Source organism: Parasphingorhabdus pacifica, from assembly GCF_054779195.1.
Genome location: NZ_BAAGYS010000002.1, coordinates 376,148 through 392,552 on the forward strand (window position 1 = coordinate 376,148; position 16,405 = coordinate 392,552).

Annotated in this window: 12 protein-coding genes; 4 read left to right on the forward strand and 8 right to left on the reverse strand. The window is 68.6% G+C overall.

Annotated elements, in window-relative coordinates:
* Positions 1–37: 37 nt before the first annotated feature.
* From cimA to ACYVAN_RS01770, 7 genes are all read right to left on the reverse strand, one after another.
* Complete coding sequence (cimA, locus tag ACYVAN_RS01740; RefSeq protein WP_460954838.1) at positions 38–1,678, reverse strand: citramalate synthase; 1,641 nt, start codon at positions 1,676–1,678, stop codon at positions 38–40.
* 389 nt (positions 1,679–2,067) lie between these two features.
* Positions 2,068–3,111: a 3-isopropylmalate dehydrogenase gene (locus tag ACYVAN_RS01745; protein WP_460954840.1), complete on the reverse strand. Its 1,044-nt coding sequence runs from the start codon at positions 3,109–3,111 to the stop codon at positions 2,068–2,070.
* Between the two features lie 332 nt (positions 3,112–3,443).
* Complete coding sequence (gene serA, locus ACYVAN_RS01750) at positions 3,444–5,039, reverse strand: phosphoglycerate dehydrogenase (RefSeq protein ID WP_460954842.1); 1,596 nt, start codon at positions 5,037–5,039, stop codon at positions 3,444–3,446.
* Between the two features lie 365 nt (positions 5,040–5,404).
* The gene (locus ACYVAN_RS01755) at positions 5,405–5,851 is read right to left on the reverse strand and encodes a DUF397 domain-containing protein (RefSeq protein WP_460954844.1); all 447 of its coding nucleotides are present in this window, start codon (positions 5,849–5,851) and stop codon (positions 5,405–5,407) included.
* A 254-nt stretch (positions 5,852–6,105) separates the two neighbouring features.
* Positions 6,106–7,101, reverse strand: coding sequence for a ketol-acid reductoisomerase (ilvC, locus tag ACYVAN_RS01760; protein ID WP_460954846.1), 996 nt, complete (start codon positions 7,099–7,101; stop codon positions 6,106–6,108).
* Between the two features lie 80 nt (positions 7,102–7,181).
* Positions 7,182–7,688 carry an acetolactate synthase small subunit gene (gene ilvN, locus ACYVAN_RS01765; protein ID WP_460954848.1) on the reverse strand — a complete coding sequence of 169 codons (507 nt, stop codon included), beginning with the start codon at positions 7,686–7,688 and terminating at the stop codon, positions 7,182–7,184.
* A gap of 8 nt (positions 7,689–7,696) precedes the next feature.
* Positions 7,697–9,442, reverse strand: coding sequence for an acetolactate synthase large subunit (locus tag ACYVAN_RS01770; RefSeq protein WP_460954850.1), 1,746 nt, complete (start codon positions 9,440–9,442; stop codon positions 7,697–7,699).
* A gap of 448 nt (positions 9,443–9,890) precedes the next feature.
* Between ACYVAN_RS01770 and ACYVAN_RS01775 the strand changes: the two genes are divergently transcribed.
* Positions 9,891–10,598, forward strand: a complete 708-nt coding sequence (locus ACYVAN_RS01775; protein ID WP_460954852.1) for a PH domain-containing protein — start codon at positions 9,891–9,893, stop codon at positions 10,596–10,598.
* 167 nt (positions 10,599–10,765) lie between these two features.
* A complete protein-coding gene (ilvD, locus tag ACYVAN_RS01780) occupies positions 10,766–12,610 on the forward strand; it encodes a dihydroxy-acid dehydratase (protein WP_460955267.1) in 1,845 nt (614 codons plus the stop codon).
* A gap of 104 nt (positions 12,611–12,714) precedes the next feature.
* Here ilvD and ACYVAN_RS01785 read toward each other — a convergent pair whose 3' ends face one another.
* Positions 12,715–13,431: a DoxX family protein gene (locus ACYVAN_RS01785; RefSeq protein WP_460954854.1), complete on the reverse strand. Its 717-nt coding sequence runs from the start codon at positions 13,429–13,431 to the stop codon at positions 12,715–12,717.
* 181 nt (positions 13,432–13,612) lie between these two features.
* Between ACYVAN_RS01785 and ACYVAN_RS01790 the strand changes: the two genes are divergently transcribed.
* A complete protein-coding gene (locus ACYVAN_RS01790) occupies positions 13,613–14,782 on the forward strand; it encodes a PQQ-dependent sugar dehydrogenase (protein ID WP_460954856.1) in 1,170 nt (389 codons plus the stop codon).
* Positions 14,783–14,816: 34 nt separating this feature from the next.
* Positions 14,817–16,379, forward strand: a complete 1,563-nt coding sequence (locus tag ACYVAN_RS01795) for a potassium/proton antiporter (RefSeq protein ID WP_460954858.1) — start codon at positions 14,817–14,819, stop codon at positions 16,377–16,379.
* The last annotated feature ends 26 nt before the right edge of the window (positions 16,380–16,405 follow it).

The window sequence follows — 16,405 nt, forward strand, 5'->3', positions numbered from 1 at the left end:
GGTGCACCAGCCTAACCGGCCCGCCCGGCCGGGTTCGTCAACCGGCGAGCACGGCTGTGCGACGGGACGCCTTGAACGCGAGCGCATCGCACAGCGCCAGCCAGCTCGCCTGCACGATGCTGCCGTGAACTCCGACGGTCGTCCACTCTTCCTGCTCGTCCCGGGACTCCACCAGGACGCGGGTGACGGCGTCGGTGCCCGAGGCGTCGGTGAGGATGCGCACCTTGTAGTCGACCAGCTCGACCTCGTCCAGCCACGGCAGACTCGGCACCAGCGCCTCCCGCAGGGCCGCGTCGAGGGCGTTGACCGGTCCGTTGCCCTCCGCCGTGGCGATCACCCGCTCACCGCCGACGTAGATCTTGACCGTCGCTTCGGAGACGACCGTTCCGTCCGGCCGGTGATCCAGCAGCACCCGGTAGGACTCCAGCTCGAACGGCGCGCCGTGGGCGTCGGTGTCGCCGTCCTCGGCTGCCGCGATCTCGCGCCGAAGCAGCAGTTCGAGCGACGCATCCGCGGCCTCGAACGACCAACCGCGGGCTTCGAGTTCCTTGACGCGGCGCACGGCGCCGGTCACGGCTTCGGGGCTCCGGGAGAGGTCCACGCCCAGCTCCGTGCCCTTGAGCTCCAGGCTGGCCCGGCCCGCCATTTCGGTGACCAGCACCCGCATCCCGTTCCCGACCGTGGCCGGGTCGATGTGGTTGTACAGCTCGGGGTCCACTTTGATCGCGCTGGCGTGCAGCCCGGCCTTGTGCGCGAAGGTCGACGTGCCGACGTAGGCCTGGTGGGTGTCCGGAGCGAGGTTCGCGATCTCGGCCAGTGCGTGCGACGTGCGGGTGAGTTCGTCCAGTTTGCCGTCCGGCAGCACCGGCATGTCCAGCTTGGTCGCGAGGTTGCCCACGACCGTGAACAGGTCCGCGTTGCCCGCGCGTTCCCCGTATCCGTTGGCGGTGCACTGGACGTGGCTCGCACCGGCCTGCGTGGCGGCGACGGTGTTGGCGACCGCGCACCCGGTGTCGTCCTGGCAGTGGATCCCGACGCGGAAACCGGTGCGGTCGATCACTTCCCGAACCGTGCCGGCCAGTTGCGTCGGCAGTTGGCCGCCGTTGGTGTCGCACAACGTCACCACGTCCGCGCCGGCCCCGGCGGCGGCGTCGAGCACGCGCAACGCGGTGTCCGGATCGTACGCGTAGCCGTCGAAGAAGTGCTCCGCGTCCAGGAAAACCCGGCGGCCTTCGCCGACCAGGAAGCGGACGGTGTCGGCAACCATCGCGCAGTTCTCGTCCACATCGGTGCGCAGTGCGCGTTCGATGTGCCTGCGGTCCGATTTGGCCACCAGGGTCACCACTGGCGCCTGGGAGTCGAGCAGCGCCCGAACCTGCTGGTCTTCGTGCGCGAGCGTGCCCGCCCGCCGGGTCGCGCCGAAGGCGACCAGCGCGGCGTGCCGGAGTTCGAGTTCGCCCTCGGCCGCGTGGTGGAAGAACTCGGTGTCCTTCGGCAGCGCCCCCGGCCAGCCGCCTTCGATGAAGCCGACCCCGAGCCCGTCCAGCAACTTCGCCACCGCGATCTTGTCGGTGACCGAGTAGGAAATGCCCTCTCGTTGGGCGCCGTCCCGCAGCGTCGTGTCGTAGACGTGGAAGTCATCGCCCAGAGGTGTTCCTGCCGGGGTGGTGCGAGTCACTGGTTTCTCCCGTCGGCTTGGGATCGAAGATGGTGGTTGCCTCATGCGGGGTTCTGCGAGCACAAAAAAGACCCCCCGCGGATGCGAGAGGTCTGCGCGCCGGGGGTGCGGAGATTCACCCGGCGCGCGAACGAATAATGGTCACGCAGAAGCAAGCCACATTCGTATGCTGCCACAACCCGATACGGCTTCACCACCTGGGCCAGGATTCCCACCATGCGGACCACGGCCGGACAAGGTGACCCCGGCCCCGCGGACGTTCCCGGAAAGATCGGTTCCCGCACAGCAGTGGGGCGTCCACACCGACTGGTGTGGACGCCCCACTGGTTCCGCTGCGTGCTGGCGCCCTGGTGCGTGCCGGCGTCAGCAGCGATCTACGCCGCTGCGTTCTAGGCCTGCTGGGCGACCTCGTGCGAGGAAACCAGCGCGGCCAGCCGGTCACCGATGGCGAACGTCGCACCCGGCGCCGCGTGATCCCGGGTCGCCAGGTCGAAGGCCACCGAAGCCTCGACACGGCGGGCGGCTTCGCTCTGGCCGATGTGGTCGAGCAACAGCGCCACCGACAGCACCGCCGCCGTCGGGTCCGCCGCTGCCTGACCGGCGATGTCCGGTGCACTGCCGTGCACCGGTTCGAACATGCTCGGATTGCGGCGGGTCGCGTCGATGTTCCCGCTGGCGGCCAGTCCGATACCGCCGGTGATCGCGGCCGTGATGTCGGTGATGATGTCGCCGAACAGGTTGTCGGTGACCACCACGTCGAACCGGCCCGGGTCGGTGACCATGTGGATGGTAGCCGCGTCGACGTGCTGGTAGGCGACCGTCACGTCCGGGTACTCCAGCGAGATCTCCTCGACCACGCGGGACCACAACGAGCCCGCGTGGGTGAGCACGTTGGTCTTGTGCACCAGCGTGAGGTGCTTGCGCGGGCGCGAAGCCGCACGCGCGAACGCGTCCCGGACCACCCGCTCGACACCGAACGCGGTGTTCAGGCTCACCTCGGTGGCGATCTCCTGCGGGGTGTCCTTGCGCAGCAGACCACCGTTGCCCGCGTACGGCCCTTCGGTGCCTTCGCGCACGACCACCATGTCGATCTCGCCCGGGTCGCTGATCGGGCTCTTCACGCCCGGGTACAACCGGCCGGGGCGGAGGTTGACGTGGTGGTCCAGTTCGAACCTCAGTCGCAGCAGGAGGCCGCGTTCGAGAATTCCGCTGGGGACCGACGGATCTCCGACCGCGCCGAGCAGGATCGCGTCGTGCTGCCGCAGTTCACCCAGCACGGACTCGGGCAGGAGCTCCCCGGTCGCGTGCCAGCGAGCGGCTCCCAGGTCGTAGCGGGTGATCTCGGTATCGGGAACGACCTCACCGAGGACCTTGAGCGCCTCGGCCACTACCTCCGGCCCAATCCCGTCACCTGGGATCACAGCGAGCCGCATGTACACACCTCCCGAGTACCACCCCGACCCGGCCGGGGCTCGAAGCCATTGCGCCGAAGGTTACCGCCCAGGCTCTCGGCACCAGCACGCCGGACCCACCAAGTGGTTGATGTGTCCCGCTTAGCGGGACACACGTACGTGGGAATTCGCGAAGATCTCCGAAACGGACGGTCAGACCGGAGGGATCATCCACTCGGTGCAACCACTTCCGCAAGTATTCCCCAAAACAGCGCAAGGGCCGCCACGAACGCATCGTGACGGCCCTTGCGCTCACCACAGCCCGGCGACTGTCGATGTCGGTGTATCCCGCGGCCTTCGACTCGCGGCAGAGCTCACTCGAAAGTGACGGTCCGGACGATCCTGGCGCCCACGGCGGCCCCGATCGGTTCCAGCACGCCCGTCTCGACCGGGCGGTCCACCCGAAGCAGCATGATCGCGTCGCCGCCCTCGGTGGTCTGGCTGACCGTCGCGGCCTCGATGTTGACCCCGACCTCGCCGAGCAGCGTGCCGACCTTGCCCATCACGCCGGGACGGTCCGGGTACTCGAGCAGCAGCACGTTGCCCTCGGCTCGCAGGTCGAAGTGCCTACCGTTGACCTCGACGAGCTTCTCCACCTCGTTCGAACCGGACAGCGCACCCGAGACGACGGCGTAACGGCCGTCCCCGAGCCCTGCGCGAACCCGGACGACGCTGCGGTGGTTCGGGCTCTCCGGGGAGGTTTCCACCTCGACGTTGACCCCGAGGTCCTCGGCCAGCTGGGGCGCGTTGACGAAGGTGACCTGGCTCTCCACCGCGCCGGAGAAGACTCCGCGCAGCGCCGCGAGCTGCAGCACCGAAACGTCCTCGCCCGCGAGCTCGCCGCGCGCCTCGACGGTCACCGACGTCGGGGTGGCCCCCAGCAGAGCAGACAGCAGCTGGCCCAGCTTCTGGGTCAACGGCAGGTACGGGCGGACTTCCTCACCGACCGCACCACCCTGGACGTTCACCGCGTCCGGCACGAAGTCGCCGCGCAGCGCCAGCAGCGCGGAGCGCGCCACATCGGTTCCCGCGCGGTCCTGGGCCTCCACGGTCGAAGCCCCCAGGTGCGGGGTGGCGGTGACGTTCTCGAGCTCGAACAACGGGCTGGAGGTGGTCGGCTCCGACTTGTAGACGTCGATGCCCGCACCACCGATGTGGCCGCTGCGGATCGAGTCGGCCAGGGCTTCCTCATCGATCAGTCCGCCGCGGGCGGCGTTGACGACCAGCATGCCCTTCTTGGCCTTCTTGAGCTCCTCCGCACCGATCAGACCCAGCGTCTCCGCGGTCTTCGGCAGGTGGATGGAGATCGCGTCGGCCCGCCCGAGGAGCTCCTCGAGGCTGACCAGCTCGATGCCGAGCTGCGCGGCACGGGCGGCCGACACGTAGGGGTCGTAGGCGATCAGGTGAGTACCGAATGCGGCGACCCGCTGAGCGAAGAGCTGGCCGATCTTGCCGAGGCCGACCACACCGACGACCTTGCCGCTGAGCTCGACACCCCCGTAGGAGCTGCGCTTCCACTCGCCGGCCCGCAGGCTGGCGTCGGCAGGGGCGATGTTGCGGGCGACGGCCAGCAACAGGGCCATGGCATGTTCGGCGGCGGACACGATGTTCGAGGTGGGCGCATTGACGACCATCACGCCGCGCTCGGTGGCGGCGGGTACCTCTACGTTGTCCAGGCCGACGCCGGCACGGGCGACCACCTTCAGCTTGGTTGTCGCGGCGAACACCTCGGCGTCGACCTTGGTCGCAGAGCGGACCAGCAGCGCGTCGGCGTCGGCGACGGCGTCGAGCAGCGCCGGGCGGTCTGTGCCGTCCACGTGGCGAATCTCGACCTCGTCTCCGAAGGCGTCGAGCACGGATGGGGCCAGCTTCTCGGCGATCAGGACGACGGGACGGCTTGCGTTGGTCACGGGCGCGCTCCAGTAAGAGAGATCACGGTCGAAGCAGGGCACGGCGTTGTGCCCGGACAGTCGGAGTTTAACGGCGGATTGAGAATCTGTTCACAAGGGTGTGACGCAGCCCAAGTTCACGCCTTCTGGCGACCCCACCGGGGAAAGTAACATTGCAAACCCACTCGTCGCAGGTCATTGACCTTTTTGGTGGTCAAATCACGGCGGTTTCAATTCAGGATGAAAGATGGAAAGTTGACTTCCTCCCAACGCCTAAAGGCGGGGGATTCCAACCAGCGCTAAGCCAGGCTTGCTCAGTTTTGGCGTCGGCGAGCTGGGGGGCTTGTTCGTTGTAGTTGATCCACGCGCCCCGCCGCCGGTGAGCGTCAGGGCTCGTCGAACTCCCCGTCCTTGGCCCCCTCCACGAACGCGTCCCACTCCTCTGGGGTGAACACGAGCACCGGTCCGTCCGGGTCCGCGCCGTTGCGCATTCCGATGTAGCCGTCGACGAACGCGACCTCAACACCGGGCTCGTCGTCATCCTCCGTACTGGTGATCCACTCCGCGTCGCCGAAGTCGAGCCTGTGCCGGATGTGCGCCTTGTCGTCGACCGGACCGTCTCCGATCGGGCCGTCGGCGATCGGGCCGTCGTCGATCGGGCCGTCTCCCCCGGCCGAAGCCGTTGGCCCCGGACTCGTCGCCGCGGAGTTCATCGCCGCGGGTTCGGTCACAACGGGATCGGTCGCCCCGGCGTCGGTTACCGCGGCCTCGGTTACCGCGGGGTCGGTTACGGCGGGTTCGGTTACCGCGGGGACCGTGTTGTCGTCGTTCACGATCACAACCTTATCGTCACCCGCTGTAGTTCGATATGCCTCTCCGGTCACGGCCCGTTTTGCCTGCGAGAACCTTCCCATCAAGATCCTTGCCATAAAGATCCTTGCGGGCGGGTTCTCGCCGACGAGGTCCTCGGCGAGCACCCGGCTCTCGCGCGAAAGGCCCGGCTCACCGTTGTGCGGCAGCCGGGCCTTTCGGTACCGGCGGGCGCCGGGGTCACCGGCCCGCCGGGGTTCTCCTCAAAGCGGAGACGTCACTTCTGGGTCCAGGACATCAGCCCGCGCAGCTTCTTCCCGACCTCTTCGATCTGGTGGGCGTTGCCCGCGTCCTGCAGCTTGTTGAAGTTCGGGCGCCCGGCCTCGTCCTCGGCCACCCACTCCTTGGCGAAGGTGCCGTCCTGCACCTCGGCCAGGATCTTGCGCATCGACTCCTTGACGTGGGCGTCGATCACGCGCGGACCGCGGCTGAGGTCGCCGTATTCGGCGGTGTCGCTGATGGAGTAGCGCTGGCCGGCAATGCCGCCCTCCCACATCAGGTCCACGATCAGCTTCAGCTCGTGCAGCACCTCGAAGTAGGCGATCTCCGGCTGGTAACCGGCCTCCACGAGCACCTCGAAACCGGTCTGCACGAGGGCGCTGGCACCGCCGCAGAGCACTGCCTGCTCACCGAACAGGTCGGTCTCGGTCTCCTCGGTGAAGGTGGTCTTGATAACCCCCGCGCGCGCCCCGCCGATGCCCGCGGCGTAGGCCAGCGCCAACGCCTGGGCGTTGCCGGTGGCATCCTGCTCCATCGCGATCAGGCACGGCACGCCCTTGCCGTCGACGAACTGGCGGCGAACCAGGTGTCCCGGTCCCTTCGGCGCGACCATCGCGACGTCCACATCGGACGGCGGCTTGATGAGGCCGTAACGGATGTTGAACCCGTGCCCGAAGAACAGCGCGTCACCGCTCTTGAGGTTCGGGGCGATGTCGTCGGCGTAGATCTGACGCTGCTTGGTGTCCGGCGCCAGAATCATGATCAGATCCGCTTCGGCCGAGGCCTCGGACGGCGTGACGACGCGCAGGCCCTCGTCCTCGGCCTTGGCCCGAGACTTGGAGCCCTCGGGCAGGCCGATCCGGACGTCCACGCCGGAGTCGCGCAGGCTCAGCGCGTGCGCGTGCCCCTGGCTGCCGTAGCCGATGACCGCGACCTTGCGGCCCTGCACGATGCCGAGGTCTGCGTCGGCGTCGTAGAAGATCTCACTTGCCATGATTGATTCCCGTATTCCTTTCGCGGACTTGTCCGATTGGCCCTGTGGCGGTGGCCGGCCAGTGGCGACCGGTCTGCTGGTCAGCGCACGGCGGTCGCGGTGATGGAGCGCGGCCCGCGCCCGATGGCGATCGTGCCGGACTGCACCATCTCCCGGACACCGTAAGGCTCGAGCATGCGCAGCAGCGCGTCGAGCTTGTCGCGGTCGCCGGTGGCCTCGACGGTCAACGCCTCCGGGGAGACGTCGACGACCTTGGCGCGGAACAACTGCACGGTCTCCAGGACCTGGCTGCGCACCGACGAGTCGGCCCGCACCTTGACCAGCAGGAGTTCCCGTTGCACCGACGCGTCCGGTTCCAACTCGACGATCTTGATCACGTTGACGAGCTTGTTGAGCTGCTTGGTGACCTGTTCCAGCGGTTGCTCCCCGACGTTGACCACGATCGTCATTCGGGAGATCTCCGCATGCTCGGTCGGACCCACCGCCAGTGACTCGATGTTGAAGCTGCGCCGGGAGAACAGCCCCGAAACCCTGGCCAGCACACCCGGCACGTTCTCCACCAGCACGCTGAGCGTGTGTCGACTCATCGGCGCGCTCACCCCTCGTCCTCGTCGAACAGCGGGCGGATACCGCGCGCCGCCATGATCTCGTCGTTGCCGGTTCCCGCGGCCACCATCGGCCACACCTGTGCGTCCTTGCCCACCACGAAATCGATCACGACGGGTCGGTCGTTGATCTCCATCGCCCGCTGGATGACGCTGTCGACGTCCTCTTTGGACTCGCACCGCAGGCCCGCGCAGCCGAGGGACTCGCTCAACAGCTTGAAGTCCGGGATGCGGTGCTTGTGGGTGCCGAGGTCACTGTGTGAGTAGCGCTCGGCGTAGAACAGGCTCTGCCACTGACGGACCATACCGAGGTTGCCGTTGTTGATGACCGCCACCTTGATGGGCAGTCCCTCGATGGCGCAGGTCGCCAGTTCCTGATTGGTCATCTGGAAACATCCGTCCCCGTCGACGGCCCACACCGTCGTGTCCGGAACACCGGCCTTGGCGCCCATCGCGGCGGGCACGGCGTAGCCCATCGTGCCGAGGCCACCCGAGTTCAGCCAGCTGCGCGGGTTCTCGTAGCCGATGAACTGCGCGGCCCACATCTGGTGCTGGCCGACGCCGGCGGCGTAGACGGCGTCCGAGCCCGCGATCTTGCCGAGCCGCTCGATGACGTACTCCGGGGAGAGCGTTCCGTCGGCGGGTTCGTCGTAGCCCAGCGGGAAGCGGTCTCGCCAGTCGCTGAGCTGGGTCCACCACGCCGTCAGGTCCCGCGTGCCGTTCTCCTCCGTGACCGAGGCGACGGCCTCGGACAGTTCTGTGATGACGTCCTTGCAGTCGCCCACGATCGGCACATCGGCGTTGCGGTTCTTGGAGATCTCCGCCGGGTCAATGTCGGCATGGATGATCTTTGCCTCTGGCGCGAAGGACGACAGCTGGCCGGTGACCCGATCGTCGAACCGCGCGCCGAGCGTGATCAGCAGATCGGAACGCTGCATCGCCGCGACCGCCGACACCGTGCCGTGCATCCCGGGCATCCCGAGGTGCAGCTCGTGCGAGTCCGGGAAGGCTCCGCGAGCCATCAGCGTGGTCACCACCGGGATTCCGGTGGCCTCGGCCAGCGCCCGCAGCTCCGCGGTCGCCTCCGCCTTGAGCACACCGCCACCGACGTACAGCACCGGCCGCTGCGCGGAAGTGATCAGTTTGGCCGCTTCGCGAACCTGCTTGCCGTGCGGCTTGCTGGTGGGCCGGTACCCTGGCAGCTTCATCTCCGGCGGCCAGGAGAACGAGGTCATCGCCTGCTGGACGTCCTTCGGGATGTCCACCAGCACCGGTCCCGGACGACCGCTGGCCGCGATGTAGAACGCCTCGGCGATCACCCTGGGGATGTCCTCGGCCTTGGTGACCAGGAAGTTGTGCTTCGTGACAGGCAGCGTGATGCCGCAGATGTCGGCTTCCTGGAAGGCATCCGTTCCGATCAGACCGGTGGCCTGCTGGCCGGTGATGGCCACCACCGGAACCGAGTCCATCTGCGCATCGGCCAGCGGTGTGACGAGGTTCGTCGCACCGGGTCCCGACGTCGCCATGCAGACCCCGACCTTGCCGGTCGCCTGGGCATACCCGGTCGCGGCGTGGCCGGCCCCTTGCTCGTGACGGACCAGCACGTGCCGGACCTTCGTGGAGTCGAGCAGCGGATCGTAGGAGGGAAGGATCGTGCCGCCCGGAATCCCGAATACGACCTCGCAGCCTGCGGACTCCAGGGAGCGGACCAGCGACTGCGCGCCGGTTGCCTTCACTGGCACACCGCTGGGCGGGGTTGGCTTCGGGCGGGGCCCCGGCGGCGGAGCCGGGACGGGATTCTGCCTGGTACTGGCGCTGGTCATCGGTTCTGCCTCGTGGTCGGTAAGTGGGCCGGGCACGAAAAAACCCCCGCCGGTCACACGGGACCGTACGAGGGTTGGCGCGTCGTCGCTGCGAAATTCCTCAGGCGTCGACGCGCCGGGGAATTACGAGAAGGTCGTGCAGTCGCAGCATGTGGTCGACAGTAATCGCATCAGGTCCACAACGTCAAACTATGCGGGATGGCTTTCCCGCATCGTGGACTTCACCTTTTCACTCGCCGGGCACGGACGTCGTGGTCATGTGGTGCACCTCTCGGCCACGAGAACGGGTTCAAGCCACGGTCGGAACGGCAAAACCCCACCGTGTGAGGCTGCGACCGGCTCTAGTGAGAACATCGGCAACGTGAGCGAGCCTGTTTCCGAACCCGACCAGTCCCGTGACGAGCACCCCGGGGGCGAGCGCCCCGACCGTGCGAACCCCGATCGTGCGCACTCCGACGGCGAGCACCCCGAAGACAAGCGCCCCGAAGACGAGCAGTCCGGCGACGGGCACTCCGACGAGCGCGCGCTCCCGGAGTCGCTGACCTTCCGGATCCTGCCGACCGCGTTGCTCGCGGTGCTCGCGATCGCGGTCTGCGTCACCCCGTTGGCGTTCGCACATCCGGCGCTGCTCATGCTGTTCCTGCTTCCCGTGGGCTTGGCCTACTGGATCCTCCGGCTCAAGACCGTGGTCACCCCGGACCGGATCACCTCCCGCATGCTGCTGCGGACGAGGGAGATCGATTGGCAGGACGTCCGGCGGATTCGCCTCAACGAGCGCCGTTGGCTGCGCGCGGTGCTCGATTCCGGACAGGAGATCCTGCTGCCTGCCGTCCGCGTCCGGGACCTGCCGCGGGTCGCCGCGATGAGCGGTGGCCTGATCCCGGACCCGACAGCCACCTCGGAGCAGGACCGGCCCACCGAGCAGGCCACCGACGCCCCGCAGGCTGCCGGGATCGAGCCGGACACCGAGACCGGACCAGAAACCGAGACCGAGCAGCCCACCGAGACCGGGCAGGACACCGAGACCGGTTCGGCGAAGACCACCGAGGACGGCCGCGACCAGCGGTGACCGGCCCGCTTTCACCGCGACCGGGGCCGACCAGTCGTCACCCGCTCGCGGGGCCGGAGTAATCTCGCGTTCACCGCGACCGCTCGCGCACCCACAAGGTGCCGCACGTCCCTGCCTCGGCGGATCGGTTCGATCCCCGGCAGACTTCACGAACCGAGATGAAAGCTATGCCCCAGCTGCGCTCCCGAACCACCACGCACGGCCGCAACGCGGCAGGTGCCCGGTCGCTGTGGCGGGCCACCGGCATGACCGATGACGACTTCGGCAAGCCGATCGTGGCGATCGCCAACTCCTACACCCAGTTCGTTCCCGGACACGTGCACCTCCGGGACCTCGGTGACGTGGTCGCGGAACAGATCCGCGAAGCAGGCGGCGTACCGCGCGAATTTCACACGATCGCGGTCGATGACGGCATCGCGATGGGGCACAGCGGGATGCTCTACTCGCTGCCTTCCCGCGAGATCATCGCCGACTCGGTGGAATACATGGTCAACGCGCACCAGGCCGACGCGCTGGTGTGCATCTCCAACTGCGACAAGATCACCCCGGGGATGCTCAACGCCGCCATGCGGCTGAACGTTCCCACCGTCTTCGTCTCCGGAGGGCCGATGGAGGCGGGTAAAGCGGTCGTGGTCGACGGTGTCGCGCAGGCCCCCACCGACCTGATCACCACCATCTCCGCCTCCGCCAGTTCCGAAGTGGACGATGCCGGGCTCGACGAGGTCGAGCGGTCCGCGTGCCCCACTTGCGGGTCCTGCTCCGGCATGTTCACCGCCAACTCCATGAACTGCCTCACCGAAGCGCTGGGGCTGGCCCTGCCGGGCAACGGCTCCACCCTGGCCACCCACGCGAAGCGCCGCGCGCTGTTCGAGGAGGCCGGCCGCACGGTCGTGCGGATCGCCAAGCGCTGGTACGTCGAGGACGACGAATCCGTGCTGCCCCGATCGGTGGCCAGCAAGGAGGCGTTCGAGAACGCGATGGCCCTGGACATGGCGATGGGCGGCTCCACGAACACGGTCCTGCACACCCTCGCCGCCGCCCAAGAAGGCGAGATCGACTTCGCGCTGGAGGACATCGAGGACATCAGCAGCCGGGTTCCGTGCCTGGCCAAGGTGGCCCCGAACTCCAACTACCACATGGAGGACGTGCACCGGGCGGGCGGAATCACCGCTATCCTCGGCGAACTGGACCGGGCGGGGATGCTGCACCGCGATGTCGCATCCGTGCACAGCCCGAGCCTCCCCGACTGGTTGTCCACTTGGGACATCCGAGGCGAGTCCCCCTCGGCCGAGGCACTCGAGGTGTTCCACGCCGCACCCGGGGGCGTGCGCACCACTCAGGCCTTCTCCACCGAGAACCGGTGGTCCTCTTTGGACACCGATGGCGTGAACGGCTGCATTCGCGATGTCGCCAACGCCCACACCTCCGACGGCGGGCTCGCGGTTCTGCGCGGCAACATCGCCGAGGACGGCGCCGTGGTCAAGACCGCGGGCGTCGAAGAGGAGCTGTGGCACTTCCGCGGCCCGGCACGCGTCCTGGAGAGCCAGGAACAGGCCGTTTCGGCCATCCTCAAACGCGAGATCCAGCCCGGCGAGGTTCTGGTGATCCGTTACGAGGGTCCCGCCGGTGGCCCGGGCATGCAGGAGATGCTGCACCCGACCGCGTTCCTGAAAGGATCCGGTCTCGGCAAGAAGTGCGCGCTGATCACCGACGGCCGGTTCTCCGGCGGTTCCTCCGGGCTCTCCATCGGCCACATCTCGCCGGAAGCGGCCAACGGCGGCGCGATCGGACTCGTCGAAGACGGCGACGAGATCCTCATCGACGTCCGGGAACGCGCGCTCCGGCTGCTCGTAGACGACGAAGTGCTGGCCGAACGGCGAGCCAAGATGGACGCCGCCGAGCACCCGTGGCAGCCCATCGGCCGGGAACGCACCGTCACCTCGGCGTTGCGCGCCTACGCTCGACTGGCCACCTCCGCGTCCTACGGCGCCGTGCGCGACGTCGACAAGTAAGCGGAGTCGACCGCAGTACGAGAGCACCGCAGTACGAGAGCACCGCACGACAAGAGCGGGGGCGGGTTCCCGACGGAACCCGCCCCCGCACCACGTTCAACGGGTCAGCGCAGCAGCAACAGCACGGCCGCCGACGAGCCGGCCGCGATCAGCAACGCCACGAATCCGCTCACCAGCGGATGCCGGAACCAGGAACGCCCCTTGTCCAGCGCGACCCGTCCCGGTCCGGTGAACATCAGCGCGAGCGCGGCGACGCCGAGCACAGCCTCGAACTCGAAGCCGCCCTGGGCCGCGAAGAACCCCGAGTCGAGCTTCGTCACGACCGCGCTGGCCATGACGCCGAGCAGTCCCGCCGCGGCCAGCGGCGTGAACAGGCCCAGCACCAACAGCGCACCCGCGCCCAGCTCCGTACCACCGGTGACCAGCGAGAGCACCGCGCTCTCGCGGAATCCCATCCGGCTCAGCGCCTGCGCGAACCCGTCCGGCCCCGGCCCGCCGAACGCTCCGAACAGCTTCTGCGCACCGTGGACGATGAACAATCCGCCCAGCGCCAGTCGCAGGACCAGCAGCCCGAGGTCGGCACCGGCGTTCCAGCGGAGCTGCTTGCTCTCCCGCTCCAGTTCCTCGTAGTAGTCGTCGGACCGGCCACGGATCAGGGACGTGCCCTCGCCGTCGCTGTAGCCGGCGTCATCGTCGTAGTAGTCGTACCCGTCGAGACCAGCGGGGCCCTGCGACCCGGCCCCGGCCGAGGAAGTCCCGCCGAAGTTGCGGTCATCGGGGTAGCCGCCCTCGCCTCCGGGGCGATCATCGTGAGTTCTCACGGCCGAGAAGGCTAAGCCATGGTCATTGCGGTGTGCGACCCGTTCTCCCAAAAACGGCCCCGCCGAGTTACGGGTCCGAGACGAAACAACGGCGATTCGCCCGGCGCCACGGCCGGATGGCCCTCGCGACCGGGGCAGGTCTCACCCACCGTTCACCACCGAGCGGATAACCTCGGACACCGTGGCAGTCACCTCGCGCAACCACCCACTCGGTCGGCCTCGCTTCCTGCTGACCGCGACCGTCGCGGTCGGGGCACTGCTGACTGGCTGCGCGCAGTTCCCCGACGAACACCCGAACGCCTGGCAGGACCAGCCGTCGCTGGAACCGCAGACCGCGCCGCAACCGTCGATCGAGGGCGAACAGCCACCCCCCGAAACCGGAACACCGCAGGACCCGGAGCCTCCCGAAGGCTGCCACGACCCCGACCCCGCTGTGGTGGCCGCCTGCCTCGATCCGGTGGGGGCGGTCGCACCACTTCCCGACGGCCGGAGTGCGCTGGTGGGTGAACGAGCCACCGGGCGGGTGCTGCTGGTGCGGCCCGATGCCGACCCCGTCGAGTTCGCACGGCTCCCCGTGGACGCGACGGGTGGTGGCGGCCTGACAGGTCTGGCGCTGTCCCCGAGCTACCACGAGGACGAACTCGTCTACGCCTACGTCACCGCCCCCGACGGCAACCAGGTCGTCCGGATCGCTCCGGGTGACCGGCCGAAACCCGTCCTGACCGGTATCCCCAAGGGTGGTTCCGGCAACGCGGGCGCGCTGCTCGACGACGGCGGGGATGCGCTGCTGGTGGCAACCGGCAACGCGGGCTCGCCCACCGCCGCCGCCGACCCCACCTCGCTGGCGGGCAAGGTCCTGCGCATCAACGGCTTCGGCGATCCGGCGCCGGACAACCCCGACCCGTCCTCGCCGATCGTGGCCTCCGGTCTGACCTCACCCGGCGGACTTTGCGCCAGCCCGGAGACCGGCAGCTACTGGGTGACGGACCGTGGTCGTTCGCAGGACGCGCTGTTCCGGGTCGAACCCGGCAGTCCGCTCGGGTCTCCCGCCTGGACCTGGGCCGACCGCCCGGGCGTCACCGGCTGCGCGGCGGGCCCGGCAACGGTGATCGTGGCCCTCAACGACGCTTCGGCGCTCTACACCATGCATCCGACGCCGGACGGCGCGTTCACCGGCGAGCCGACCAAGGTCCTGGAGAACACCTACGGCAAGTTCTCCGCCGCGGCGCTCGGCCGGGACGGCATGCTGTGGCTGGGCACCACCAACAAGGCCGGCGGCGACCCCGTACCCAGTGACGACCGCGCCCTGCGCATCGAACCGCCGACCAGCGGAGCCGCGGGCAAGGAGTGACATCGACTCCGCGCCGCACACACCTTCGTGCGGTGTGACCGACGAGAAGCCACGACACGTGGTGCACTCGTACTCCCAGGCCGGACCGCTCGGGGATTCGATGAGCTTGCAGCAGTTGTACGTGGCGATGCTCGCCGGTGGTCTCGTGCTGCTCGCCGGTGTGATCGCCGCCCAGTTCGCGACCCGTCTCGGGTTGCCGAGCCTGCTGATGTTCCTCGTCGTCGGAGTGGTACTCGGCGAAGACGGTATCGGGCTCCAGTTCGACGACGCCCGGCTCGCGCAGAACCTCTGCACGGCGGCGCTGGCGATCATCCTGGTCGAAGGCGGTCTCACCACCAAGTGGTCGGAGGTCCGGCCGCGATTGTGGCCGACTACCGCACTGGCCACGCTCGGCGTCGTGGCCAGCGTGCTGGTGACCGCCGCGGGGACCCATCTGCTGCTCGGGCTCGACTGGCAGCTCGCGCTTCTGCTCGGCGCCATCGTCTCCTCGACGGATGCGGCCGCCGTGTTCTCCGTGCTGCGCACGCTGCCGGTGCCGCGGCGGCTGGCCGGGTTGCTGGAGGCCGAGTCGGGCTTCAACGACGCCCCGACGGTCATCCTGGTGATGCTGTTCAGCACCACACCGCTGCTGCTCGACCCGGTGTCCACGGCGGCGAACCTGCTCTACCAGCTCACGGGTGGTGCACTCATCGGGCTGGTCCTGGGCAGGCTCGGCGCGGTGGCGTTGCGGCGTTTCGCGCTACCAGCTTCGGGCCTGTATCCGCTGGCCACCTTCGGCCTGGGCATGGTCGCCTTCGCGGCGGCAGGATCGGCACAGGCCAGCGGGTTCCTCGCTGCCTACATCGCCGGAGTCGTGCTGGCCAACTCCGGGGTGCCGCACCGGGCGGCGACCAGGTCGTTCGCCGAAGGACTCGGCTGGCTCGCGCAGATCGCCCTGTTCGTGCTGCTCGGTCTGCTGGTTGCACCCCACGAGTTGCTCCGTGAACTGGTTCCCGCGCTGGTCACCGGACTCGTCCTGCTGCTGGTGGCCAGACCGGTCTCGGTGGTGCTCTCGATGGCGGGGTTCCGGATTCCGTGGCGCGAGCAGGCGTTCCTGTCCTGGGCCGGGCTTCGCGGGGCGGTGCCGATCGTGCTGGCCACGTTCCCCGCCGTGCAAGGCGTGCCGGGGAGCGACCGCCTGCTGAACATCGTCTTCGTGCTGGTGGTGATCTTCACCCTCGTGCAGGGCCCCAGTCTGGGACCGCTGGTTCGCGGGCTCGGTCTGATCCGTTCGGACCTCGCCTTCGAGATCCAGGTCGAATCCGCGCCGCTGGACGTGCTCGACGCCGAACTGCTCACCTTCGAGGTCCCGGACGGCTCGGGTCTGCACTACGTGATGGTCATCGAACTCCGGCTGCCCGATCCGGCGGTGATCACGTTGATCATCCGGAATGGGCACACCTTCGTCCCACAACCGGAAACCCGGCTGCTCTCCGGGGACGAGCTGCTCATCGTCACCACCGCAGCCAAGCGCGAAGCGGCCGAACGGCGCCTGCGCGCGATCAGCAGGCGCGGAAAGCTCGCCCGCTGGTTCGGCGAACACGGCGAGCCGGACTGACCGCCCGCCAACCGGCGCCTCCCGGG

Excerpts from the sequence above, each read along its gene's own strand:
- ilvD (WP_460955267.1), top strand. The coding sequence starts at position 10,766 with ATGCCCCAGCTGCGCTCCCGAACCACCACGCACGGCCGCAACGCGGCA.
- ilvC (WP_460954846.1), bottom strand. The coding sequence starts at position 7,101 with ATGGCAAGTGAGATCTTCTACGACGCCGACGCAGACCTCGGCATCGTG.
- ACYVAN_RS01745 (WP_460954840.1), bottom strand. The coding sequence starts at position 3,111 with ATGCGGCTCGCTGTGATCCCAGGTGACGGGATTGGGCCGGAGGTAGTG.
- ilvN (WP_460954848.1), bottom strand. The coding sequence starts at position 7,688 with ATGAGTCGACACACGCTCAGCGTGCTGGTGGAGAACGTGCCGGGTGTG.